This window comes from Lawsonibacter asaccharolyticus (assembly GCF_022453915.1).
GTDB classification, from domain to species: Bacteria; Bacillota; Clostridia; order Oscillospirales; family Oscillospiraceae; genus Lawsonibacter; species Lawsonibacter asaccharolyticus.
Genome location: NZ_CP091870.1, coordinates 788,968 through 810,031, shown reverse-complemented (window position 1 = coordinate 810,031; position 21,064 = coordinate 788,968). Strand labels below are relative to the sequence as shown.

Below are 21,064 nucleotides of genomic sequence, written 5' to 3'. Positions count from 1 at the left end.
CGGAAAGTAGAAGGTGTTATCTTGGATATATTTTCCCATGACTTTACCATATCGGACGCCGACTTCCACAGACTGGTCCAGTTCATCCAGCAGAATTACGGCATCGACCTGAGCAAAAAGCGCCAGCTGATCAGCAGCCGTCTCTCCCATTCTTTGAGGGAGCTGGGCTATAAGGATTTCCGCACCTTTCTGGAGCATCTGTTTTCCACCCATGATCCTGCGGACCTGGAGCTGGTGCTGAACAAGCTCACCACCAATTACACGTTTTTTCTCCGTGAACAGGATCACTTCGCCTATTTTCAGGATAAGATCCTCCCCGAGCTCTCCGCAAAGCATCAGCAGGACCAGGTGCTCTCCATCTGGAGCGCTGGCTGCTCCAGTGGAGAAGAGCCCTACACACTTTCCATCTGTCTCAAGGAATTTTTTGGCACCCGGGCCTCCCAGTGGGATACCCGGGTGCTGGCCACTGACATCTCTCAGCAGGCCTTGTCCAAGGCCATGGCCGGCGTCTACCAGCCACCCGCTGACATGCCCGACGCCTGGCTCAAGCGATATTTCCAGCGGGAGGGGACAGGGGGGCTCTACCGTGTCTCCCAGCCCATCCGGGACAACGTGATATTCCGTTCCTTCAATCTGATGGAGCCGATCCGCTTCCGTCTCAAATTCGATGTCATTTTCTGCCGCAATGTCATGATCTATTTTGATCAGCCCACCCGAGATGCCCTTGTCCGGCGCTTTTACGATGCCATGAACCCAGGGGCCTATCTGTTCATCAGCCACTCCGAATCCCTGAACCAGAATCCCCTGTTTCAGACAGTTGCCCCTGCAGTCTACCGCAAAAAGTGACAATGGCTTTTTATTCAGGCAAGCCGGAAAGGACGTTACCATGCTCTCGATCAACCGCAAAGTTCGCGTTCTCGTTGTGGACGACTCCGCTGTCGCCCGCACCTTTCTTACTCGCGGGCTTTCTTCCTATCCTAATATCGAAGTCGTTGGCTATGCGGTCAACGCTTTGGACGCCAGGGGAAAGATCTCCAGTCTTGCGCCCGATGTGATGACCCTGGACGTGGAGATGCCAGGCACCAATGGGATCGATTTTCTCAAGGAGCTGCTCCCTGTCACCCCTCTTCCGGTGATCCTGGTCTCGTCTCTGAACCTCAAGGTCTTTGACGCCCTGGCCGCCGGGGCAGTGGATTTTGTCCGGAAGCCGGACGGCACAGAGAGCAAGCAGTCCTTTCTGGACTCCCTCGCCCAAAAGATCGTGGTCGCCTCCTGCGCCAAGGTCCGCCGCCGCGCCGCTGTCTCTCCCGCCGCCCCCTCTCTGTCCTCCGTCTCTCCCGCCGGCGTCGGGGGGCGTTCGGATCTGGATCGCACCATCATCGGCCTGGGCGCTTCCACAGGGGGCACAGAAGCCACCCTGGAAGTCCTGAAGCGCCTCCCTGCCGATATCCCCGGCATGGTGATCGTCCAGCACATGCCGGTGGGTTTTACCAAGATGTATGCGGAGCGGCTCAACCGGCTGTGCCGGATGGAAGTCCGGGAGGCGGTGAACGGAGACGAGATCCGCCGCGGCCTGGCCCTGATCGCCCCCGCCGACCTCCAGGCGCGGGTAGTCCGTATGGGAAGCCGCTACACCCTGTCCTGCCTGCCCGGAGAAAAGGTCAGCGGCCACCGCCCCTCCGTGGACGCCCTGTTCTCCTCCATGGCCTCGGCTGTGAAGTGCCCTATGGTGGGCATCATCATGACCGGCATGGGACGGGATGGCGCCGACGGCCTGCTCCAAATGCGCCGGGCCGGCGCCTATACCATTGGTCAGGACAAGGACTCCTGCGTGGTCTACGGAATGCCCATGGTCGCCTATGATATCGGTGCGGTGGCTGTCCAGGCCTCCTGCGAGAACATTGCCGGTGTTCTGATGGCCCACCTCAAAGGGGACAAATGATTTCTCAGCCTGCCGCGCGCATCATTTGTCTGCTGTCCGCGAAAAGGCCCCGCACTCGCGGGGCGGGGCGTGTTTTCTTCCACGCACACGCGGCCAGAGAAAACGGATCTGGACGCTTTCGCCCATGATGGCACAAAATTCTGCGCGGCTTTTTTAACAGGCAAAAAAAGAGAACGGCCACCGGCCGTTCTCTTTTGCGTATGAACTTTCCTGGGATTACTGAAGCAGCTGCAGCACGCCCTTCGTCGGCACGGACTTCGAACCGCTCGCTTTGCCGCCTGCGGCAAAGCTCCCTCTCTCCGTCGCGCCTCCTCTCCCCACGCGACCCGCTCCGCTGGGCTCGCGCGGGGGCCCCTCCCCCAGGGCGGGGAAAGCCCCTGCTCCTCCCCCGGCAAAAAAGAGAACGGCCACTGGCCGTTCTCTTTTGCGTATGAACTTTCCTGGGATTACTGAAGCAGCTGCAGCACGCCCTGGGGGACCTGGTTCGCCTGGGCCAGCATGGCCTGGGCGGACTGGATCAGGATGTTGTTCTTGGTATAGGCCATCATCTCGTCGGCCACGTCGGTGTCCCGGATGGTGGACTCGGCATCCTGGATGTTCTCCTGCATGACGGACAGGTTGTTGATGGTGTGGTCCAGACGGTTCTGGGTGGCGCCCAGGGTGCCGCGGACGTCGGAAACGTAGTTGATGGCGTCCTTAATGGTCTTCAGCGCATCGGCAGCATCGGTCTGGTTTCCGATGTCCAAGTCAGCAATACCAAGCGCCCCGGTGTGACAGTCATTGATAGTGACATCCAGCTTGTTGTAGCTGGCAGAGGTATCGCCGATCTGCAGGGTCAGGCCACCCTTGCCAGTGCCTGCAGCAAAAGTCAGATCACCTGTGCTATCAGTTCCGCTAGCTGCCAGGTTGATCTTTCCGTCTGCCTTCATGGTAAAGCTGGCCAGCCCGTTTCCAACCTTCTTTTCAGCATCTGTTGCGCCATTTTTCTCTGCCAGCGCCTTCGCGGCATCCCGGACAGCCTGGGTAATCTCATCGGCGGTATAGGAAGCAGCAGCACCCTTGGTGCCCAATTTAATTGTGATTGCACCCTCGTCAGTGATGGTTACATCAATCTTTCCAGAATCTGTATTGCCATCTCCCGATAAGGTAACCTTAGCATCATTTGCACCATCTACTTGCTGACTTTTACTGCCAATAGAGAACGATACATTTGTAGTTCCAATCTTGCCGCTGATGCTGGCGCCGCCAGCCATGGAGCCATCCAGCAGATTGATGCCGTTGAAGTTGGCGGAGTCGGCAATGCGGTTGATCTCGTTCTTGAGCTGGGTGACCTCCTTCTGGAGCTGAACACGGTCGGTGCCGTCCTCATAGGTGCCGTTGGCGGACTGCTCGGCCAGCTCGTACATGCGGTTGAGCATGTCGTGGACCTCGGTGAGGGCGCCCTCGGCGGTCTGCACCAGGGAGATACCGTCCTTGGCGTTGTCCTGGGCCTTGTCCAGGCCGGTGATCTGGGCACGCATCTTCTCGGAAATGGCCAGACCCGCGGCGTCGTCGCCGGCCCGGTTGATCTTATAGCCGGAAGACAGCTTCTCCAGGTTCTTGGACAGGGCGCTGGTGTTGTTGGTGTAGTTGCGGTAGGCGTTCATCGCCATGATGTTGTGCTGAATACGCATGATCTTTATTCCTCCTTGATGTTTTGCGGGCAAGTTCCTTCTTGCCCTGCTCTGATCTCCCAGCCTCCGCAGGCCTTCACGGCGGCCAAAAGATCCTGCTGACGAGCAGGCGGGAGACTCCGGATCTCTCTGCCTCCTCTGTGAGTCTCATCGTCCAGGTTTTGAAAAAAATAAGGGGAGCAGGAAAATTTTCCGCTCCCCTGAGACTGCCCGGGAAAGCGGCTCCGCCGCTTTCCCGGGCAGTCTCACAGTTTTATTCCGCCGCCTCCGGGGGCGCCGTGTCCGTCTCAGGCGCCCTTCACATGGCGGGCCAGCTTCTTGTCCTCGATCCGGATGTGGGACACCAGCACCCCCACGATCCGGTTCAGGTCGCCCAGCGCCTTGACGGTGGGGCCCTCCGCGATCAGCGCCTGAGTCGTCTGGGAAAGCTGGCGCTTATAGCCGTCATGAAACTGCTTGTGGGCCGCATAGCCGGGATACTTGCTCTGGACCTGCAGCTTCTCCTCGTCGCCGAAATGCTTATTGACATAGCTGTTCAGAAACTGGGTGGTGGACATGATCTTCTCCCGCCCCACCCCCTGGGCACAGGCATCCATCAGGTCATTGATGGCGTCGAACAGCTGCTTGTGCTCCGCATCGATCAGACTGTTTCCTGTCATCAGATCACTGGTCAGCTCATATTTCATTGCCATAGCTCTATCTCCCCTCAAAATTATGATCGGTCGGATCTTGTTTTGGCGCCTGGGGAAGGTTTTCCTTTCATGCTCCGCCCATCCGCCAGAGAGGGAGCATCCCAAAAACCGCGGCTTATTTTTTATAGGTCTCCCCTATTTCTATATCGTTCAAATATTTTAAAAAATAACCCCTTGCCCCTGACAAAAATTTTTCTTCACTGCCTGCAAACGGGCATGCTCTCCAAGAAAACTTGCCCCCGCCGCTTAACTTTTAGATTTTCCGGACGATATTTACAGTGTACTGGTCCGGGGCTTTGGAAGGATATCCGCAGCCGTCTCTTATCCCCCCCTCCTATCTTCCCGGCTGTCCGCTCCCCCAAGTCCCCGGACCAGGGTCCCGCTCCATATTTGTTGAGCATCCGCGAAAGGAGACATTTCCATGGAATTCCGTATCGATCGCGGCGGATTCTCTCCCTTGGGAGAGGTCGGCCGGTATTCTTCCTCCCGCACCCAAAAGGTCTCCGGGGGCTTCCGGCAGAGCTTCGATCAGATCCAGTTTTCAGGGCAGCCCGCCGGCATGCAGGGGCGGGTGCGCCAGCTGACCGCGCAGATCTCTCAACAGATCCGGACCCGCCCCACCTGTCACGAGATAGAGGCGCTCCGTCAGCAGGTCCAGGACGGCCTCTATTCCGTGGACCCCGGTCAGATCGCCGCCCGCATGCTGCTGCAGGGAAAGGACTGACATATGGTGGATTTTTCTGAATATCTGAATTTTCTGGAGGAGCTGGAGCACACGCTCCAGCAGCTCGTTGACGTTGAACAGAAGAAGGCAGCCGCTGTCAGCGCCCGGGATCTGGATGCGCTGAACGACTGCATGAAGCGGGAGCAGGCCTTTTCCATGACCCTGAAGGGCTTTGAGCAAAAGCGCGCGCGTCTCCTCGCCGCACTGGGGCTGGAGGATGTCTCCCTCCGGGAGCTTCCCAGCCGCTGTCCTCCAGAGCACCGGGAGGCCGCCAGGCGCATGTCAGAGCGGCTTATCAACCAATACCGCATCCTGAGCAGCGCCCAGGAGCCCTCCCGCATTTTGATGGAGAGTCGGCTCCGGCTGATCGAAGAGGAGCTGCAGCGCAGAGGGCTGGAGGAAGAAGGTCCCTCCACCGCCAGCCGCACCGGCTCCGACACACACACCGATCTCAGAGTCTGAGGAGGCCGATCATGAGCAGTACATTTGGTTCCTTCAATACAGTCCGTCTCGGCATCTATGCCGCCCAAAAGGGGCTGGACGTGACTGGAAACAATATCACCAACATCAATACAGCGGGATATACCCGCCAGCGGCTGGATCAGGTCAGCCTGATCACCTCCGCCTCGGACCGGTATTATTCCCCCTATAAGACCCGGGTGGGGCAGGGCGTTTTGACCACCGGGGTCTCCCAGCTCCGGGACCCCGGGCTGGATATCGCCTACCGCAATGCTTCGGCTGACGTGGGCGCCGCCGACGCCAAGCTGGCCGGTCTGGAAAAGCTGGCCTCCATCCTGGATGAGGTGGGCAAGGGGGACGGTGAGCAGGATGACGGCGTTCTCCTCAACCAGCTCAACGACCTGCGCGATCTGATCAACAAGGCCATCACCAGCGGTCTTGACTCCACCCAGGAGGGACTGATCCGCGCCTCGGCCAAGGCCCTCTGCTCCCTGTTCAACGATGCCGCAGATAAGCTTGCGGACATGACGGAGACCTGGGAGACTCAGCTCAAGGACCAGGTAGACACCGTCAATAACATCCTGACCAGCCTGCGGGACCTGAATATATCCATCCGGGATGCGGACATCCGGGGAGATGCCGCCCTGGAGCTGCGGGACCAGCGCAATCTCCTGCTGGATCAGCTGAGTCAGTACATGGATATCGACGTAAAATATGAGATGGAGGACGTGGGCGCCGGCCTGATGGTGGAAAAAATGACCGTTACGCTGGGCACCGGCGGCAAGGACAAGCTGGTGGATGGGGGATTTTCTGCCAAACTCCTGGCTGGCAGCGCCAAGGACGGCTGTCCGGTCAGCCTGTACGCCCTGCGGGACAAAAACGGGGAGAAGCAGGAGCCCAACGCCACCGATCCGAAGATCTTGGATGATAACGACCTGTACGGCGCACTCCAGTCCACCCGTGAAATGCTGACCGAAGCCGGCGAATACACGATAGACGGCACCACCAATGACCCGAATGCCGCTGTAAAGCGGGGCATCCCCTACTATCAGAAGGCTTTGGATTCCCTGGCCCATGAATTTGCCGCCGCTATGAACGAGCTGAATCATATTTACGATGATAAGGGAAATCTGCTCGCGGGTGGAAATCTGTTCAGCATGGGCAGCGCCACCAACGACGCCAGCGCCATCACCGCAGCGAACATCTCCATCTCCCAGGCCTGGGCAGAGGATAAGGTTTCTCTCCAGGCCTCCACCAAACCGGATGCCCCCAGCGGTGATACCTCCAATCTCTCCAAGTTCCTGGCCCTCTTTGACCAGAAGATAAAATTCGATCCCGACCACGTCGCCGGGGGAGATGCAGTGGGAGAGGCTTATCACGGCACCTTCGAGGACATGCTGCTCCATGTGCAGTCCGTTCTGGCCGAGGACCAGATGACCACCACTGCCCTGCTGACCAACTACTCCGCAACGGCCAGCGAGGTCTATACAGACCGTGAGGGCGTCATGGGGGTGGATCTAAACGATGAAGCCACCAGCCTGATGACCTATCAAAAGGCTTATACCGCCGCCTGCCGGCTGATGACCGTGCTGGAGGAGGCTTTGGACTCCCTCATCAACGGCACTGTGGTCTGACCTTCGGCATTTTTTCATAATGAGGTGAATCAACTATGATCCGCGTGACCACCAACAGCACGCTCCATATGTATCAGTCCAATCTGATGCAGAGTTCCAATCAGCTGTACAGCGCCATGGAAAAGCTCATGACGGGGCGGAATTTTGACTCCTACGCCTCCAATCCCGCCGGGGCCACCCGCGCCTTTAAGCTTCACAGTGCGCTGAACGCCGTCAATGCCCAAGCTGCCAACAACGAAACTGTCCTGAATAAATTTGGCACCGCTTACTCCATTTTGGATGAGGTGACCAACGAGCTCACCCACGACCTGGCGCAGGCTCCCGCACTGGGCGGCCTGGACAACAGCCATCTCAGCTCGCTCAACTCCTACGCCCAGGTCATCCGCTCGGGCGCGGACGCCATTGTTCAAGTGCTCAATGGCAAGTATGAGAACGACTTTATTTTTAACGGCTCCGAAACAGGAGAGGCTCCCTTCGCCATTCAGGAGGATCAGAGCCAGAATCCCCCCGTGGATGTGCTTACCTTCCGGGGCTGGAGGGTGGATGTTCCGAACAACGATGATGTCTATCTGGACCTGAACGGAAAAGAAGTTCTGGAAAATGGAGTGCCGTTGACAAACTCAGACGTCCACGACAAGCTGACGGACATGGCCGGAGAAACTCTGTATGTGGATGTGGGACTCGGCTTCCAGCTGGACAGAAATGGAGCCGTGATCCCCTCCACCGCCTTTGATTCCGCTCTGTCCGGGATGGATATCCTCGGCTTTGGGCTGGATGAAGATGGAGATCCCAAAAACATCGTTTCCATCATGCTGCGCATCTCTGATGTGTTCGGCGGCTATCAGCACAATGACGCGGCCAATACAGAGGGGACATGGGGCCCCGCCGGCAACTATGACGATGCCAGCCGTCTGGTAAGCAAATTTGAAAAAGCCCACAACGGCCTTATTCAGGAGCACGTGGAGCTCAGCTCCCAGGCCGACTATCTGGAGACCAATCAGACCCGCCTGAAAAGCACCTTTGACTCGCTGAACAATGAGCTGGTCGCCATTGAGGACATCGACCGGGTAGACGCGATCCTGCAGCTCTCCTATGCCCAGACCTGCTATAACGCCGCTCTTCAGGTAGGCGCTAATGTCATTCCCCAGTCTTTGATGGATTATCTGCGGTAACGGCTCTAGGGCCGGGCCGGGCCGGAAGGAGACCCGCCCGCCCGTGAGATCGAAATCCCAGCTGCGGATCCGATTAAAAAGGAGTGTGAACATCGATGTATCCGTTGATCGAAATCACCACAGTTCCAATCGAGATCCAGATGAAGGTCACTGACGCTCACCTGGAATATGCCCGAGGAACGGCTCAGATGGAGATCTCCCGTGAACAGGGCGGGCTCAATATCCGCAGCCATCCCATCCGGGTCAATATTGACACCTTTGAGGCTCGCAGCTCCGTTACTCCCACCACGGCCCAGCTGATCCAGCAGCAGGCGCAAAACGGAGTACAGGGTGCTTATCAGGCCACCTCTGTATTGGCCCGGGAGGGGCGTATGATGATGGAAGCCAAAATCGATCAGGATATCATTCCTCAGCTTGCCCGGCAGCAGACTGCGGAAGGACCTTTGAATGTAAACATCGATTTTCTCCCCAGCGCCGCCCCTGACCTCTCCTGGGAGGGAGGTGAGCTGAGCATCCGCTATGAGATGGACAAACTGAACTTCAACTGGCGCATGAATCAGATGAATTTCACCTTTGTACCCGGGGATATTGAATTTACCATGACTCAGCGCCCAGATGTCATCATCAAATATGTGGGCGGTCCGCTGTACGTCCCCCCCTCCTCTGATCCAAATTATGAGCCCATTGATATGCAGGCATAACAGGAGGGATCGATCTTGCATCTCATGACAAAATATTTTGGCCAAATCGACTATGATCCCACCGAGGTGCTCTCGTTTCCGAATGGGATCTTTGGATTTGAAGAGGAGAAGCAGTTTCTGCTTCTCCCCTTTCATGGGGGCGGAGGCAATCTGCTCTGCTTTCAGAGCGTTGGCACCCCTTCACTTGCTTTTGTAGCCATGAATCCTTTTTCTCTGGATCCAAATTATGCTCCTGTTCTGTCAGATGAGGAACTCTACCTTATGGGGGTCTCCTCCAGCCAGGACCTGTGCTATTATGTCCTGTGTGTCGTCCGGGAGCCTGTAGGCGAGAGTACCGTGAATTTGAAATGTCCCATTGTGATCCATGCTGAGGAGAAAAAAGCGGTCCAGGTCATTTTGGATACCGGAACTTATCATATGCGCCACCGGCTTTCTGAGTTTCGATCTGAGGAGGCGGGGTCTGTATGCTGATTTTGCGTCGAAAGGGCGGAGAATCGCTTGTCATAGGCGATCAGATCAGTGTGACCATCCTCTCGGTCGACGCCAGCGGCACCGTCATGCTGGGCATCAATGCCCCAAAAGACGTGCTGATCCTGCGCAGCGAGCTCCAACAGGCGGCCTCTGTCAACCTTGACTCGGCCAATGTGGATTGCGTCAAATTGGTGGAGGATCTGGAAAAATCTCTGCTTCATCCCTGATCCCAGCTCTTGCGTACTGTGCTCCATCCCGGACCTGTGCATGTTCTTGTTGATGAGCACCATGTTAAGATCTGGAATACGTTTGCTGCCGCAGAGGGTGGAGATCTGGGTGATGTATCCCTGCAATCGATACTCTTCAAAGTCCATGTTCACAGGTTTCGTTCCTATCGGAACAGCTTCTTGTCTGGGGGCTCCAAATCCCTACTGATAGTCAAGGATATATTTTTCCGGCTGAGGCAACAGTTCTTCCTGAATGATCTTTCCCGTCAGAGACACCATGGTGTTCTGTAAGGCTTCTGGAAATGGAAGTTCATAAGCTAATGGAATTGCCCTGCCGGGCCAGCCTGTCCAGGCCACCCGCTTCCTGCAGCGCGCCAACAAATAGGGCAGTGTCACAAAATGAAGGACCAGGTCAAATGACCTGGTCCTTTATTTTGTTATCTCGGCAAAAGCGGCCGCATTTTTTGTGAAAAATGGGACTAGACCAGTGAAACCGCGGCAGCACAAGGGTCCCTACTGATTATCCCAATTATATCAGGTTCCCCCAACGGCGCGGCCGGCCCCATTGGACCTACCGGGCCCACGGGAGCCACCGGGGCTACGGGTGCCACGGGCGCAACGGGCGCTACCGGAGCCACGGGTCCCACTGGACCGGCCGGTCCTGCCGGTCCTATCGGCCCCACAGGTCCCACCGGCCCTGCCGGTGAAGGGCTGAATGATGTCACACAGTTCGTTCCCGGGGTACCGTATGACCTGGGCACACTGGTCTACTACAACGGTGCCCTCTACCGCACCAACCGCAGCGGCGCTACCGGGACGCCGGGCTCCTCGGCGGACTTTGATCTGGTCACCGTGACCGGCCCCACCGGAGCCACAGGCCCTGCCGGCGCCACAGGCGCGACAGGTGCCACCGGTCCTACCGGACCTGCCGGCCCTGCTGGTGCGACAGGCGCGACGGGTGCGACGGGTGCCGAGGGCCCCACCGGGCCTGCTGGTCCTGCCGGACCCGCTGGCGCAACGGGTGCCACCGGACCTGCCGGCCCTGCCGGGCCAACCGGTCCTACTGGACCTACTGGGCCTGCCGGTGCAACTGGAGCGGCGGGTGCCGCCGGCGCTGAGGGCCCCACCGGTCCCACCGGCCCTGCCGGCGCAACGGGCGCTACCGGACCTGCCGGCTCTCCTCCCCCGCTGAATGCACTGTATGCCACCAATGTGGGGACTCAGACACTGGCTTCCACCGGCGATGACGCCTCCTTTGACACCAACCAGGTGGAAGAAGGATCTGCCATTACCCATACCGCCAGCACCCCCACCTTTACGCTGGGTGAGTCAGGGATTTACCTGATCTCCTACTCTGCGGTGGCGTCCAACACCACCAGCACCGGGACTGTAGGTGTGGAGCTGGAGAACAACTCGACTCCCGTCCCCGGCAGCGAGAGCCAAGCCACCATTGCCACCACCTCCAATGTCGCCAACCTGGCGGCCACGGTGCTGGTAAATGTGACCGGAACGGCTACCATTACACTGGCCTCTACCGAAAACAATGTGACCCTGACTGAGGCCGCCATCGTGATCCAAAAGCTGAACTGATCAAAAGATACTGCCCGGGCAGAGCCTTGAGGCATAAAGCGGGGTGGATGGTACGATGTGCCGTCCACCCCGCCTCTCAGAAGGAGGAGTGACAGTCATGAGGATCGCGGTCTATGCGATCTGTAAAAACGAATCCCAGTTTGTGGACCGGTGGATGGATTCCATGTCCGAAGCAGATCAGGTGGTGGTGCTGGATACCGGTTCTACGGATGACACAGTGGAACGCCTTAAAAAGCGGGGCGCTCAGGTCACGGTAGAGCTCATCTCTCCTTGGCGGTTCGACGTGGCCCGCAACCGCTCTCTGGACCTAGTATCGGAGGACACAGACATCTGTGTGTGCACCGATCTGGATGAGGTGTTTCACCCCGGATGGCGGGCTGCGCTGGAGCGGGCCTGGCAGCCGGGGGCCGGACAGGCGACCTACCGCTATACTTGGAGTTTCAACCCTGACGGCAGCGAGGGGGTGGTCTTCTGGTATGAAAAGGCCCATGCCAGGTACGGCTATCAGTGGATACACCCGGTCCACGAGGTCCTTAAATGGGTGGGCGAGGGGGTCCCCGGCCCCACCGTGACGGTAGAGGGGATGCAGCTGGACCACCACCCCGACCCCACAAAGTCCCGGGGACAGTACTTGCCTCTGCTGGAACTGTCCGTGGAGGAGGAGCCGGAGGATGACCGGAACACCCACTATTTGGGCCGGGAGTACATGTACCGGGGCCGCTGGGACGACTGCATCCGCACCCTGGAGCACCACCTGTCCATGCCCACCGCCACCTGGAAAGATGAGCGGGCGGCCTCCATGCGGTATATCGCCCTGTCCTGGCTCCGAAAGGGAGACCGGGCCCGAGCACGGGACTGGTATCTCCGTGCCATTGCAGAGGCCCCCCATCTGCGGGAGCCGTATATGGATCTAGCCAGGATGCTGTATGACATGGAGGAATGGGATGGAGTGCTCTACTTTACCGGCTGTGCCCTGTCCATCACTATCCGCCCAAAAACCTATATCTGTGAGGCGGACTCCTGGGGCAGCTTGCCCCACGACCTTCGCTGTCAGGCCCTTTTTCAGACTGGGCGGAGGGCCTTGGCGCTGGATGAGGCCAGGGCTGCCCTCGCCTGTGCTCCATCGGACCCGCGGCTGCGGGGCAATGTAGCGGTGCTGGAACAGCTGCTTGGAGAGACGGAGAGGTCCGCCCCCTAAGGGGCGGACCTCAGCCCGCTTCCGGGCGCTGTTATCCTGGGACATTCTCCCTCTCAGGGGGCAGGCGGCCGTCCTCTCAGTCCACGATCTTGGCGTTGGGGTAGACCCGCTCAATCCGCTGGTCGGGGTAATGGCGGTCCAGGAAGAGCCCCAGAGTAGTCTGGGGGGCGTCCCCGGCGCTGCGCTGGGTGTATCGGTCCAGTGCCAGGGCAGATATGATGATGTTGCACACCATAAAGACGATAAGCACCCAGGTGCCCGCCTTTCCCCAGCGGATGGGGATCCGCTCGATCCACGCTGAGAGTCTGGGATAGAGGCCCTTCAGCCATACCACGGCCGCAATTCCCCAGAAAAAGCAAAACAGCAGATTGATCCGTCCCCCAAGGTTGAAGGGAATATGGCTGTAATCCCAGAAGACGGTACCGAACACCAACTCAGTAAAGACGGAGCAGCTGTACTCGTATGCGCCCCCCAGCACTGTGCCGGCCAGGAAAATATATCGGTCGCTGCGGTCCTTGTATTTGTAGAGCAGCGCAGTGAGCAGGACACAGCCCAGCCCCCAGACAATGGAGAAGGGGCCGTAGAGCACACTGCTGCGGCTCATCAGCTTCCCCAACACTGCCCAGCACCAAATAGTTTCGGTGATATCCCCCAGGAAAGAACCGATGAAGAACAGCGCGGCCAACTTGTAAAAGCCGCATCCCTGGGCAAACCGCTCCGGCTTGACCTTTGGAGCCTGCTTTCCGCTCAGCCGTTCCCGCTCCAGGCTGGGGTATGCCCTTTCCATACGTCTCTGGATGTGTCGGGTCACGGTGGTATCTAGGGTATGGGTAAGCCGGCTCAGGAAGCGGGAGATATGGGTAGGCTCGCTCAGGGCGCCGTGGAGCTGGAGCACAGCGGCCCAGGAGCCAACAAAGTCCACTCCCAGCAGAATATACACCACCAGCAGTACGATCTCTCCCGCCGTCCTGGGGATCAGGCCCACCAATGTAAGGAAGATGGGATTCAGAACAAAGATGGCCAGCAGAGCGGACAAGCCCCAGATAACAGAGTATTTCAGGCAGATATGTCCTTCAAACTGAAACCGCTGGCCGGAATAGTCCCACCATTTCTGATGAAAGATGCGCTCCAGGAATACACCGGTAACAAACTCCAGAAATGTGGCGAGGATCATGCCCAAAAGGAAGAGGAAAAATGGGTCTTCCCGCAGTTCAGGCAGAAAAATGGCAAAAAGCAGCGCCCCCAGGCCATAGGTGGGAGAGAAGGGGGCGCTGAGGAAGCCGCGGTTGAGGAGGCGGCGGCGTTTCAGCGCGGCTAGAACGGTTTCGGCCAGCCAGCCCAGGAAGGAATAGAACAGGAAGAGCCAGAGCAGCTGATAGACAGTATAATCCATAGGATCTCCTTATCAAGATGGTCGAAAGGCAGTATGCCGTTTTTCCCGACCTCTGTGCCGGGAGGCGTACACCATTTGTTTATCTCTGTTTTTCGGCGGACAGGAACTCCTCTATGGCAGTCCTCCCGGCCCGGACCGAACCCTGAACAAAGTCCGGCCTGCCTCCGCCCCGGCCGTCCAGGGCCTGATTCAGTTCCCTCACAAAGGAGCGCAGATCTCCGCCCCGCAGGCCGATGGCGTATTTATACCCCTCCCCATCGCCCCCGGAAAAGCAGGCACAGCGGCCGCCGCAGACTTGGAGGACTGCGTCACACAGGCGGCGCAGTCCGTCGGGAGACAGCCCCTCCTCGAAAAGGATCACATCCCCCGCCCCAGCCAGACCATCGGCCAGCTGGGCAAACCGTGCCTCCTCCATACGGGCGAGGCGGGTCTTCAGGTCCTGATTCTCCCCCAGCAGGCGCTCCACCCCGCCGGCCGTCTCAAAGGGCTTGGCGGAAAGCAGATTAGAGATCCGCCGGTTCTGGCCCAGCACCCGATCCAGATAGCTCAGGGCCCGGCCGCCGCAGAGCAGCTCCACCCGCACGCCCTCCCGGAACTTCTGTACGGAGAGAAGCTTGACCAGCCCCACCTGCCCGGCGGATGCCACATGGGTCCCGCAGCAGGCGCAGGTGTCCGCCCCAGGGAAGGAGACAATGCGGACCTGCCCAGAGATCGCCTTTTTGCTCCGATAGTCCAGCGCAGCCAGCTCCTTCGTCGTGGGGTAGGTGACCGATACGGGGCGGTCCTCCCAGATGTACTGGTTGGCCCGCAGCTCGATGTCCCGCAGGTCTTCCTCCTCCAGCGGCCCGTTGAAATCGATGGTCACCAGGTCGCTGCCCAGATGGAAGCCCACGTTGTCATAGCCGTAGGTACTGTGGATCAGGCCGGAGACGATATGCTCCCCGGAGTGCTGCTGCATCAGGTCGAAGCGCCGCGCCCAGTCTACAGCCCCCTCCACCTGAGTCCCCGGCTCCAGGCGGGCGGCGCAGGTGTGGACCACCGCTCCATCCTGCTCCTGGACCTGGGTGACTGGGATGCCGTTCAGCGTACCGGTGTCCCAGGGCTGCCCTCCCCCTTCAGGATAGAAGGCCGTGCGGTCCAGCACCACAGACCACCCACCCTTGTCAGCAGCACAGGACACCACCTGGGCAGTGAAGCGTGTCAGGAAGGGGTCCTGCTGGTACAGCTTTTCCATATGAAAAACTCCTCTCGGATCGAAATGGCAGAAACAGCATACCACATTCCGTAGGAAAATGCAAAAAAAGAGAGACGGCTGATCTGGGCGGTATCGCCTTCTAAATCCACGACAGCCGGCACTGTCCAAAAGACAGTGCCGGCTGAGCGTTCTCGATATTCCAGAGCTCCTTTTTCAGGGGGCCCCGGCTCACCGGATGGACAGGGCATCGCCCTCCAGGGTGACTGTGCGGCCCAACATCTCAAAGAGCCGGGCAGGAGCCCAGGTGGTGCCGGGGGCGGCAATGTAGGGGGCCATCCCATAGTCCGCAGGGGCGGTCATCCCCACTGCCCCCTTGATCTTCGTCACGCCAATGATCTGGTCCTCTCCCACCGTCATCTGGACAGAGAACTGATCGCTCTCCACGGCGATCCTGTCACCCTCTCCATCTTCGCCGGGGGTGTAGATCACCTGATAGCCAAGCGCCTGGGCCACAGCGGCCACGGGGACCATGGCGGTGCCGTTTTCAACGAGGCCGGTAACGGGCAGGACCATATCTCCCTCCAGCACCAGGTCCAGCGCCGTGCCGTTCTCCGGGAGAACGGAGGACGGTTCCTCCTTCTCACTGGGCAGGAGCATCAGGCCGTCAGCGTGGGTCTGTCCGGGATAGGACAGGGCCACCGCCTGATACCAGGCCATGATCCGGTCTCCTGCCTTCAGGTCCTCCAGTGCGGCAGAGCCGCCCGCATAACGGACAGTCTGGGTATCACCGTCCAGATAGATCAGCAGTCCGCCGTTGTCTGTCGTGACGATCAGGCCGCCGTCCTCCCCCTCTGTGATCTCCTCCACCACATGGTACTGGGCGCAGGAGATATCCTGAGGGATATTCCGGACCACCGCATAGGCTGCGGACTGGGGCGGAAGGGAGCGGGTGGAAATGGGGCTGTGGAACACATAGACGCTCTCCCCCTCCTTCAGGTCCGCGGGATCTGATGCAGTGCGGTTCCCGCTGTCGATCCATACTGTATCAGAAGAAATATTCATGATATACTCACCGTAGCGCTCAGAGGAGAGGACCAGGCGGGTGACTGTGCCCGCTTCATCCCGAACGACCTGGGTCACTTGTCCAAAGTACAGCACGCTGGCCGGGAGAGTCTGGGCCTGAGGTGCAGAGGCGGCGGCGGAAGCTCCAGGCTGACCTTCGGCTTCTGCTGCCATACCGGGGACCGCAAGGGTGCAGAGCAGGGCGCCGCTTATCACAAGAGCAGAGAAGGTTCGTTTCATATCATAACACTCCTTTTTCTTTCAAACGCTCGGAAATTTTTCCTTGCACTGAGATAGACGGTCAAAGGGTAAAAAAGTTCCCCCTCTGGAGAAATTTTTTTGTTCCCTATGAGATATTTTTCCGTGTCCGGGGATATTCCTGGTGAAAAGCTTTTCAAGATCCCGCAAAGGAGGTGAGCTCCCCTGACAGACGAGTCCTTTACCTCGGCCGTTCGGACCTATGGAGACACAGTCTACCGCGTGGCCTATCACGCCCTGAAAAACCGGGCCGACGCCGAGGATGTGATGCAGACCACCCTGCTCCGGCTGCTGGAGCACCGGCAGCCCTTTGAGAGCGAGGAGCACATGAAGCACTGGCTGCTCCGGGTGGCCGTCAACGAGAGCCGGAAGCTGCTGCGCTCCTTCTGGCGCAGGCACGCCGTCCCCCTGGATGAGTGGCGGGATGCCCCCGTGTTCCAGGACCCGGCCCAGTCCGAGCTGTTTCAGGCCGTGATGGCTTTGGACGCCAAATACCGCCTGACCATCTATCTCTACTACTATGAGGGCTGCTCCGTCAGCGAGACGGCAGCCGCCCTCCGCGCAAAGCCATCCACCGTTCAGACCTGGCTGCAGCGGGCCCGGGCCCGCCTGCGCCGCACACTTTCTGAGGAAGAGGAAGGGGAGGGACCTGAGCATGTTCGACCGCAGATCGTACCTTGACACCATTTCGGCCCTGCGGGCCGATCCCGACAAGCTGGAGGAGATCATCAAGATGAAAGAGAATGACCGCAGACATATCCCGCACTCCCTGCGCCCCGTGGCCGCGGTGGCCGCCGCCCTGGCCCTGCTGGGCATCTCCGTGGGCGCTGTCAACACCGAACCGGTCCAGGAGTTCCTGTACCACATCTCCACCGCCGTTCAGGTGGGCGTGTTCCGCCAGGACATCACCACAGAGGAGGGGGTGGACCTCACCATCTACCACATGCCTGAGGTCAGCCTGGAGGACCGGGACGGCCGGGCGATCCTCCTTCTGGACGGGGAGGAGACGGACATCACAGACGCCCTGGCCCAGGATGGGCACTACACCTTTCAGCAGCAGAGTGAGGGCACCGTACTGGACCTGACCGTCACTGGCAGTGTGCAGGACTGGACCCTCATCTGCTCGGTCCACGGCGAGGGCGAGGAGGGACCGGTCTACACCTATACCGGCGGGGAAGCGGATTCCTCCACCGTCACGGTGGACACGGGAGACGAGGTCTCCGGTGTGGTCTCGGCGGAGCCCAAGGAGTCGGGGCTCACCGCCGCCTCGGTCACCCCGGCCGGCTGAGCTCTGAACGCCAGCCGCGTTTCCCCGGAGGTATCCCCAGAGGAGCAGCGGGTCCCCCGGCGCGGCGATGCCGCCCGGGGGACCCGCTCATTCTCTCAGGTGACCGGCTCAAAATCAGAGGCCGGACGGCCGCAGATGGGGCACCGGAAGTCCTCCGGCAGGGTGTCCGACTCGTAGATGAAGCCGCAGATCTTGCAGATAAATCCCTTGGCCTTGGGGGCGTCCGCCACCGCCTGCTCCGGCGCTTCCTGCTCCCCCCTCACGGAGGCGGCCAGGGCATCGGCCAGCGCCTCCAGCTCCTGGTCCTGCCCTGGAGCCAGGGCGGACTTCAACGTCACGGTCTGCTCCAGCAGCTCCATGTTCTTCATCTCCCCCAGTATCTGGGCCATCAGCTTTCCGCTGGCTGGAGCCCAGGAGCCGTTCTGGATCAGAGCCACCGTCCGATCCTGGAGGGCGTGATGGGCGATGTCCCGCAGCAACTCCTCCATGGGGGTGAAAATGCCGTTGTTATAGGTGGCGGAGGCAAAGACGATATGGCTGTACTTAAAGGCGTCAGACAGCACGTAGGAGCAGTGGGTCACCGACACGTCATACAGCTCCACCGGGATGCCCCGCTCCGCCAGGCGGCAGGCCAGGATACCGGCCGCCGTCTCCGTCCCCCCGTAGATGGAAGCGCAGGCAATGAGCACTCCCCGCACTTCCGGCTGGTAGGAGGCCCACTTTTTATATTTGTCCATCAGATAGCCCAGGTCCCTGCGCCAGATCGGACCGTGCAGGGGGCAGACCATCCGGACGTCCAGCCCCTCCACCTTTTTCAGCAGGGCCAGCACCTGAGGGCCGTACTTGCCCACGATGTTGGTGTAGTAGCGGCGGGCCTCGTCCAGCCAGTCCCGGTCAAAATCCACCTCATCGGCAAACAGCACGCCGTTGAGGGCGCCGAAGGTGCCGAAAGCATCGGCGGAGAAAAGGATGTGGTCCGCAGCATCGTAGCTCACCATTACCTCCGGCCAGTGGACCATGGGGGCGGAGTAAAAGGTGAAGGTGTGCCGCCCCGTGCACAGGGTGTCCCCCTCCTTCACCAGCATGGCCCCCTTGGGGGCGCTCCAGTGGAACTGGCGGAGCAGGTTCATCGACTTCCCATTACAGACGATGGTAGTCCCGGGGTAGCGGACCAGCAGGTCGCCCAGGGTAGCGGCGTGGTCGGGCTCCATGTGGTGGACGAATACATAGTCCAGCCTCCGGCCCTGGAGGGCGTGCTCCAGGTTCTCGAAGAACTGGTGCTGGACCGCCCGGTCCACCGTGTCGAAGAGCACCGTCTTCTCATCCAGCAGCAGGTAGGAGTTGTAGGACATCCCCCTGGGGACCGGGTGGTCACTTTCAAAGCGGGGGCTCTGCCGGTCGTTGCCGCCGATCCAGATCAGATCCTCTGTCACGTTCCGCACACAATGCATATCATAAACCTTCTTTCGTATGGAAAATCCTTCTGCTCTTTTATCCTACCACATAGGTTATCCCGGCGCAACCGGCCTCATTATGATTTTCTCGTTTTATTTTGTCTGTGTTCCCGTAACTGGCTGGAAGGACCGACGCCCCAAAGAGAACGGTCCCCGCGGAAAAGGGGTTTCTTTTCCGCGGGGACCGTTTTTATGCCTCTCCGCCCAGGCCGCAGGCCTCGATCACGTGCTGTTCCATCTCCTTGGCGTCGATCCTTACGCCGGCGAAATACTCCAGGGCGAAGACCGCCTGATAGATCAGCATCCCCAGGCCGTTGGCCGCTTTCAGCCCCCGCAGCCGGGCCTGCCGCAGCAGCTCGGTCTCGGCCGGGCTGTAAATGAGGTCGAACACCGCCGCGTGCCCGGGCAGTTCGTCCAGGAAGCTCAGGTCCCGGAACTGGCTGTTCGTCCCTGTCATGCCCAGACTGGTGCAGTTGATGAGGATGTCGCAGTCCCTGGCGCCCCGGCGCAGGTCCTCAAGGGCGAAACCGATGTGCCCCATCCGGCCCTTGGCCAGATTGCACAGGGCCTCCGCCTTCTGGGGGGTCCGGTTGCACACGGTGATGGGGCCCGCCCCCTGCTGCACCAGCTTCAGGGCCACAGCCTTGGCCGCGCCCCCCGCGCCCAGCAGGGTGATGCGGCGGCCCGGCACCTCCACCCCCAGGTCGGTGAGAGCCTGGTAGAAACCCATCCCGTCGGTGTTGTGGCCGATGCACCGCTTTCCCCGGATGCACACGGTGTTGACCGCGCCGTACAGCCGGGCATCCTCCCCCAGCTCATCCATCAGTGGGACCAGGGCCACCTTGTGGGGCATGGTGGCGTTGAAGCCCGCGAAGCCCTCCCGGCGGGCGGTATCCAGCCACTCCTGGGTATCCCCCTGGTGGACCAGGCGCTTGGTGTAGTGATAAGGGATGCCCAGCTTCGCGATCATCGCGTTCTGGATCAGGGGCGATTTGGAGTGCTCCACCGGGTCACCGATGACGCACAGCCTGCCCAGGCCCTGCTCCGTTTTTTCCATCATGATGTCAGCCTCACTTTCCCACGCCGGTCTCCCGCCCCTCTCCGGGCGGCGGGACACGGCGGCGCTCCTTCTCGGTCAGCGCACGTCCTGGCCCCGCCGCACCAGGGCCAGGACGGAGTCCACCGTCTCATCCACCGTGGTGCTGGGGACGGTGTACCGGGCATATTTGCGGTACAGGTTGATGCGCTGATCATACAACAGGAATACCCGGTCCCGCCCCCCGCTGAGCAGGGGCCGGCCGTCCAGCTCCGTGTTGGCGATGTCCCTGGGGTCCCGGTCCAGGAAATAGACGGTGCCGGTGGCGCTGAGGATCTCCATATTCTCCGGCCGGAGGATGATCCCGCCGCCGGTGGAGATGACCGTCCCCTCCATGGCCGCGGCCCGGCGGGCGGCGGCGGTCTCCTCCCGGCGGAAGGCGGCCTCCCCGTCCTGGGCAAAAATGTCCGGGATGGAGCGCCCCGTCTTTTCCACCACCATGGCGTCCGTCTCCACCAGGGGCATCCCCAGCCGCTCCGCCAGGGCCGCCCCCACGCAGGACTTCCCGCTGCCCGGCATGCCGATGAGCACCACATTGGTCTTTCGGACCGTGCCAGTGCCGCTGCGGTCGATCAGCTCCTGCTGCCGGCGGCGGCTGATGGCCATGATGGTCTGGAATAGCTCCTTTACGTCCTCCTCCTGCCGGATGTCCACCGCCAGGCTGGCCCGCTTGGCCAGCACCCGGCGCTCCCGCTCCCGGTCCAGCACCTGCATCCCGTGGGCCAGCTTGTACTCCCCTACCTTGCCAGTGACCTCCATCCGCCGGAGGAAGAGCCGGACCAGCTGTTCGTCCAGCTCGTCGATCTCCTGTCTGTACTGTTCCAAATCGCTCATA

21 protein-coding genes are annotated in these 21,064 nt (G+C 60.1%); 13 read left to right on the top strand and 8 right to left on the bottom strand.

What is annotated here, in order from left to right:
* Window positions 1-21: 21 nt before the first annotated feature.
* Window positions 22-846 (top strand): CheR family methyltransferase, encoded by an 825-nt coding sequence (locus tag L9O85_RS03735; RefSeq protein WP_346015883.1) that lies wholly within the window; start codon window positions 22-24, stop codon window positions 844-846.
* Between the two features lie 40 nt (window positions 847-886).
* Window positions 887-1,942: a protein-glutamate methylesterase/protein-glutamine glutaminase gene (locus tag L9O85_RS03730; protein ID WP_050625262.1), complete on the top strand. Its 1,056-nt coding sequence runs from the start codon at window positions 887-889 to the stop codon at window positions 1,940-1,942.
* A gap of 446 nt (window positions 1,943-2,388) precedes the next feature.
* Here L9O85_RS03730 and L9O85_RS03725 read toward each other — a convergent pair whose 3' ends face one another.
* The gene (locus L9O85_RS03725; protein ID WP_301579631.1) at window positions 2,389-3,615 is read right to left on the bottom strand and encodes a flagellin; all 1,227 of its coding nucleotides are present in this window, start codon (window positions 3,613-3,615) and stop codon (window positions 2,389-2,391) included.
* 287 nt (window positions 3,616-3,902) lie between these two features.
* Window positions 3,903-4,307: a bacteriohemerythrin gene (locus L9O85_RS03720; RefSeq protein ID WP_242850372.1), complete on the bottom strand. Its 405-nt coding sequence runs from the start codon at window positions 4,305-4,307 to the stop codon at window positions 3,903-3,905.
* A 421-nt stretch (window positions 4,308-4,728) separates the two neighbouring features.
* On the opposite strand from L9O85_RS03720, the gene L9O85_RS03715 reads away from it, so the two are divergent.
* From L9O85_RS03715 to L9O85_RS03675, 9 genes are all read left to right on the top strand, one after another.
* Window positions 4,729-5,031, top strand: a complete 303-nt coding sequence (locus tag L9O85_RS03715) for a flagellar biosynthesis anti-sigma factor FlgM (protein WP_108979531.1) — start codon at window positions 4,729-4,731, stop codon at window positions 5,029-5,031.
* 3 nt (window positions 5,032-5,034) lie between these two features.
* On the top strand, window positions 5,035-5,493 hold the full coding sequence (gene flgN, locus L9O85_RS03710; protein ID WP_276853778.1) for a flagellar export chaperone FlgN: 459 nt from the start codon (window positions 5,035-5,037) through the stop codon (window positions 5,491-5,493).
* Window positions 5,494-5,504: 11 nt separating this feature from the next.
* Complete coding sequence (gene flgK, locus L9O85_RS03705) at window positions 5,505-7,124, top strand: flagellar hook-associated protein FlgK (RefSeq protein WP_050625268.1); 1,620 nt, start codon at window positions 5,505-5,507, stop codon at window positions 7,122-7,124.
* A 35-nt stretch (window positions 7,125-7,159) separates the two neighbouring features.
* Window positions 7,160-8,296: a flagellin gene (locus tag L9O85_RS03700; protein ID WP_301579628.1), complete on the top strand. Its 1,137-nt coding sequence runs from the start codon at window positions 7,160-7,162 to the stop codon at window positions 8,294-8,296.
* A 95-nt stretch (window positions 8,297-8,391) separates the two neighbouring features.
* Window positions 8,392-8,997, top strand: a complete 606-nt coding sequence (locus L9O85_RS03695) for a DUF6470 family protein (RefSeq protein ID WP_050625270.1) — start codon at window positions 8,392-8,394, stop codon at window positions 8,995-8,997.
* Between the two features lie 24 nt (window positions 8,998-9,021).
* The gene (gene fliW, locus L9O85_RS03690) at window positions 9,022-9,468 is read left to right on the top strand and encodes a flagellar assembly protein FliW (protein WP_050625522.1); all 447 of its coding nucleotides are present in this window, start codon (window positions 9,022-9,024) and stop codon (window positions 9,466-9,468) included.
* Entirely contained in the window at window positions 9,462-9,695 is a 234-nt protein-coding gene (locus tag L9O85_RS03685; RefSeq protein WP_050625271.1) for a carbon storage regulator, read from the top strand. Before fliW ends, L9O85_RS03685 begins: the two co-directional genes overlap by 7 nt.
* Before the next feature lie 1,212 nt (window positions 9,696-10,907).
* A complete protein-coding gene (locus L9O85_RS03680) occupies window positions 10,908-11,285 on the top strand; it encodes a BclA C-terminal domain-containing protein (protein ID WP_050625272.1) in 378 nt (125 codons plus the stop codon).
* Window positions 11,286-11,382: 97 nt separating this feature from the next.
* Window positions 11,383-12,483: a tetratricopeptide repeat-containing glycosyltransferase gene (locus tag L9O85_RS03675; RefSeq protein WP_050625273.1), complete on the top strand. Its 1,101-nt coding sequence runs from the start codon at window positions 11,383-11,385 to the stop codon at window positions 12,481-12,483.
* A 76-nt stretch (window positions 12,484-12,559) separates the two neighbouring features.
* Here the strand turns inward: L9O85_RS03675 and L9O85_RS03670 are convergent, their stop codons facing one another.
* The 3 genes from L9O85_RS03670 to L9O85_RS03660 form a co-directional block, all read right to left on the bottom strand.
* Window positions 12,560-13,876, bottom strand: coding sequence for a putative ABC transporter permease (locus L9O85_RS03670; RefSeq protein ID WP_256183222.1), 1,317 nt, complete (start codon window positions 13,874-13,876; stop codon window positions 12,560-12,562).
* Between the two features lie 79 nt (window positions 13,877-13,955).
* Complete coding sequence (locus tag L9O85_RS03665; RefSeq protein WP_050625275.1) at window positions 13,956-15,110, bottom strand: serine-tRNA(Ala) deacylase AlaX; 1,155 nt, start codon at window positions 15,108-15,110, stop codon at window positions 13,956-13,958.
* Window positions 15,111-15,299: 189 nt separating this feature from the next.
* Window positions 15,300-16,373, bottom strand: coding sequence for a stalk domain-containing protein (locus L9O85_RS03660; RefSeq protein ID WP_256183221.1), 1,074 nt, complete (start codon window positions 16,371-16,373; stop codon window positions 15,300-15,302).
* A 240-nt stretch (window positions 16,374-16,613) separates the two neighbouring features.
* Here L9O85_RS03660 and L9O85_RS03655 point away from each other — a divergent pair, with 240 nt between their 5' ends.
* On the top strand, window positions 16,614-17,072 hold the full coding sequence (locus tag L9O85_RS03655; RefSeq protein WP_242850373.1) for an RNA polymerase sigma factor: 459 nt from the start codon (window positions 16,614-16,616) through the stop codon (window positions 17,070-17,072).
* On the top strand, window positions 17,047-17,679 hold the full coding sequence (locus L9O85_RS03650) for a hypothetical protein (protein ID WP_256183220.1): 633 nt from the start codon (window positions 17,047-17,049) through the stop codon (window positions 17,677-17,679). The genes L9O85_RS03655 and L9O85_RS03650 overlap by 26 nt, the downstream gene beginning before the upstream one ends.
* Window positions 17,680-17,774: 95 nt before the next feature.
* Here the strand turns inward: L9O85_RS03650 and L9O85_RS03645 are convergent, their stop codons facing one another.
* The 3 genes from L9O85_RS03645 to L9O85_RS03635 form a co-directional block, all read right to left on the bottom strand.
* A complete protein-coding gene (locus L9O85_RS03645) occupies window positions 17,775-19,130 on the bottom strand; it encodes an MBL fold metallo-hydrolase (RefSeq protein ID WP_108979539.1) in 1,356 nt (451 codons plus the stop codon).
* Between the two features lie 193 nt (window positions 19,131-19,323).
* Window positions 19,324-20,193, bottom strand: a complete 870-nt coding sequence (gene aroE, locus L9O85_RS03640) for a shikimate dehydrogenase (RefSeq protein ID WP_301579626.1) — start codon at window positions 20,191-20,193, stop codon at window positions 19,324-19,326.
* A gap of 75 nt (window positions 20,194-20,268) precedes the next feature.
* Complete coding sequence (locus tag L9O85_RS03635; RefSeq protein WP_050625281.1) at window positions 20,269-21,063, bottom strand: shikimate kinase; 795 nt, start codon at window positions 21,061-21,063, stop codon at window positions 20,269-20,271.
* Window position 21,064 lies beyond the last annotated feature (1 nt).

What these genes read in the sequence shown, in the direction of transcription:
- L9O85_RS03730 (WP_050625262.1), top strand. Translation starts at nt 887, where the DNA reads ATGCTCTCGATCAACCGCAAAGTTCGCGTTCTCGTTGTGGACGACTCC.
- L9O85_RS03725 (WP_301579631.1), bottom strand. Translation starts at nt 3,615, where the DNA reads ATGCGTATTCAGCACAACATCATGGCGATGAACGCCTACCGCAACTAC.
- L9O85_RS03720 (WP_242850372.1), bottom strand. Translation starts at nt 4,307, where the DNA reads ATGGCAATGAAATATGAGCTGACCAGTGATCTGATGACAGGAAACAGT.
- L9O85_RS03715 (WP_108979531.1), top strand. Translation starts at nt 4,729, where the DNA reads ATGGAATTCCGTATCGATCGCGGCGGATTCTCTCCCTTGGGAGAGGTC.
- flgN (WP_276853778.1), top strand. Translation starts at nt 5,035, where the DNA reads ATGGTGGATTTTTCTGAATATCTGAATTTTCTGGAGGAGCTGGAGCAC.
- flgK (WP_050625268.1), top strand. Translation starts at nt 5,505, where the DNA reads ATGAGCAGTACATTTGGTTCCTTCAATACAGTCCGTCTCGGCATCTAT.
- L9O85_RS03700 (WP_301579628.1), top strand. Translation starts at nt 7,160, where the DNA reads ATGATCCGCGTGACCACCAACAGCACGCTCCATATGTATCAGTCCAAT.
- L9O85_RS03695 (WP_050625270.1), top strand. Translation starts at nt 8,392, where the DNA reads ATGTATCCGTTGATCGAAATCACCACAGTTCCAATCGAGATCCAGATG.
- fliW (WP_050625522.1), top strand. Translation starts at nt 9,022, where the DNA reads ATGACAAAATATTTTGGCCAAATCGACTATGATCCCACCGAGGTGCTC.
- L9O85_RS03685 (WP_050625271.1), top strand. Translation starts at nt 9,462, where the DNA reads ATGCTGATTTTGCGTCGAAAGGGCGGAGAATCGCTTGTCATAGGCGAT.
- L9O85_RS03675 (WP_050625273.1), top strand. Translation starts at nt 11,383, where the DNA reads ATGAGGATCGCGGTCTATGCGATCTGTAAAAACGAATCCCAGTTTGTG.
- L9O85_RS03670 (WP_256183222.1), bottom strand. Translation starts at nt 13,876, where the DNA reads ATGGATTATACTGTCTATCAGCTGCTCTGGCTCTTCCTGTTCTATTCC.
- L9O85_RS03665 (WP_050625275.1), bottom strand. Translation starts at nt 15,110, where the DNA reads ATGGAAAAGCTGTACCAGCAGGACCCCTTCCTGACACGCTTCACTGCC.
- L9O85_RS03660 (WP_256183221.1), bottom strand. Translation starts at nt 16,373, where the DNA reads ATGAAACGAACCTTCTCTGCTCTTGTGATAAGCGGCGCCCTGCTCTGC.
- L9O85_RS03650 (WP_256183220.1), top strand. Translation starts at nt 17,047, where the DNA reads ATGTTCGACCGCAGATCGTACCTTGACACCATTTCGGCCCTGCGGGCC.
- L9O85_RS03645 (WP_108979539.1), bottom strand. Translation starts at nt 19,130, where the DNA reads ATGCATTGTGTGCGGAACGTGACAGAGGATCTGATCTGGATCGGCGGC.
- aroE (WP_301579626.1), bottom strand. Translation starts at nt 20,193, where the DNA reads ATGATGGAAAAAACGGAGCAGGGCCTGGGCAGGCTGTGCGTCATCGGT.
- L9O85_RS03635 (WP_050625281.1), bottom strand. Translation starts at nt 21,063, where the DNA reads ATGAGCGATTTGGAACAGTACAGACAGGAGATCGACGAGCTGGACGAA.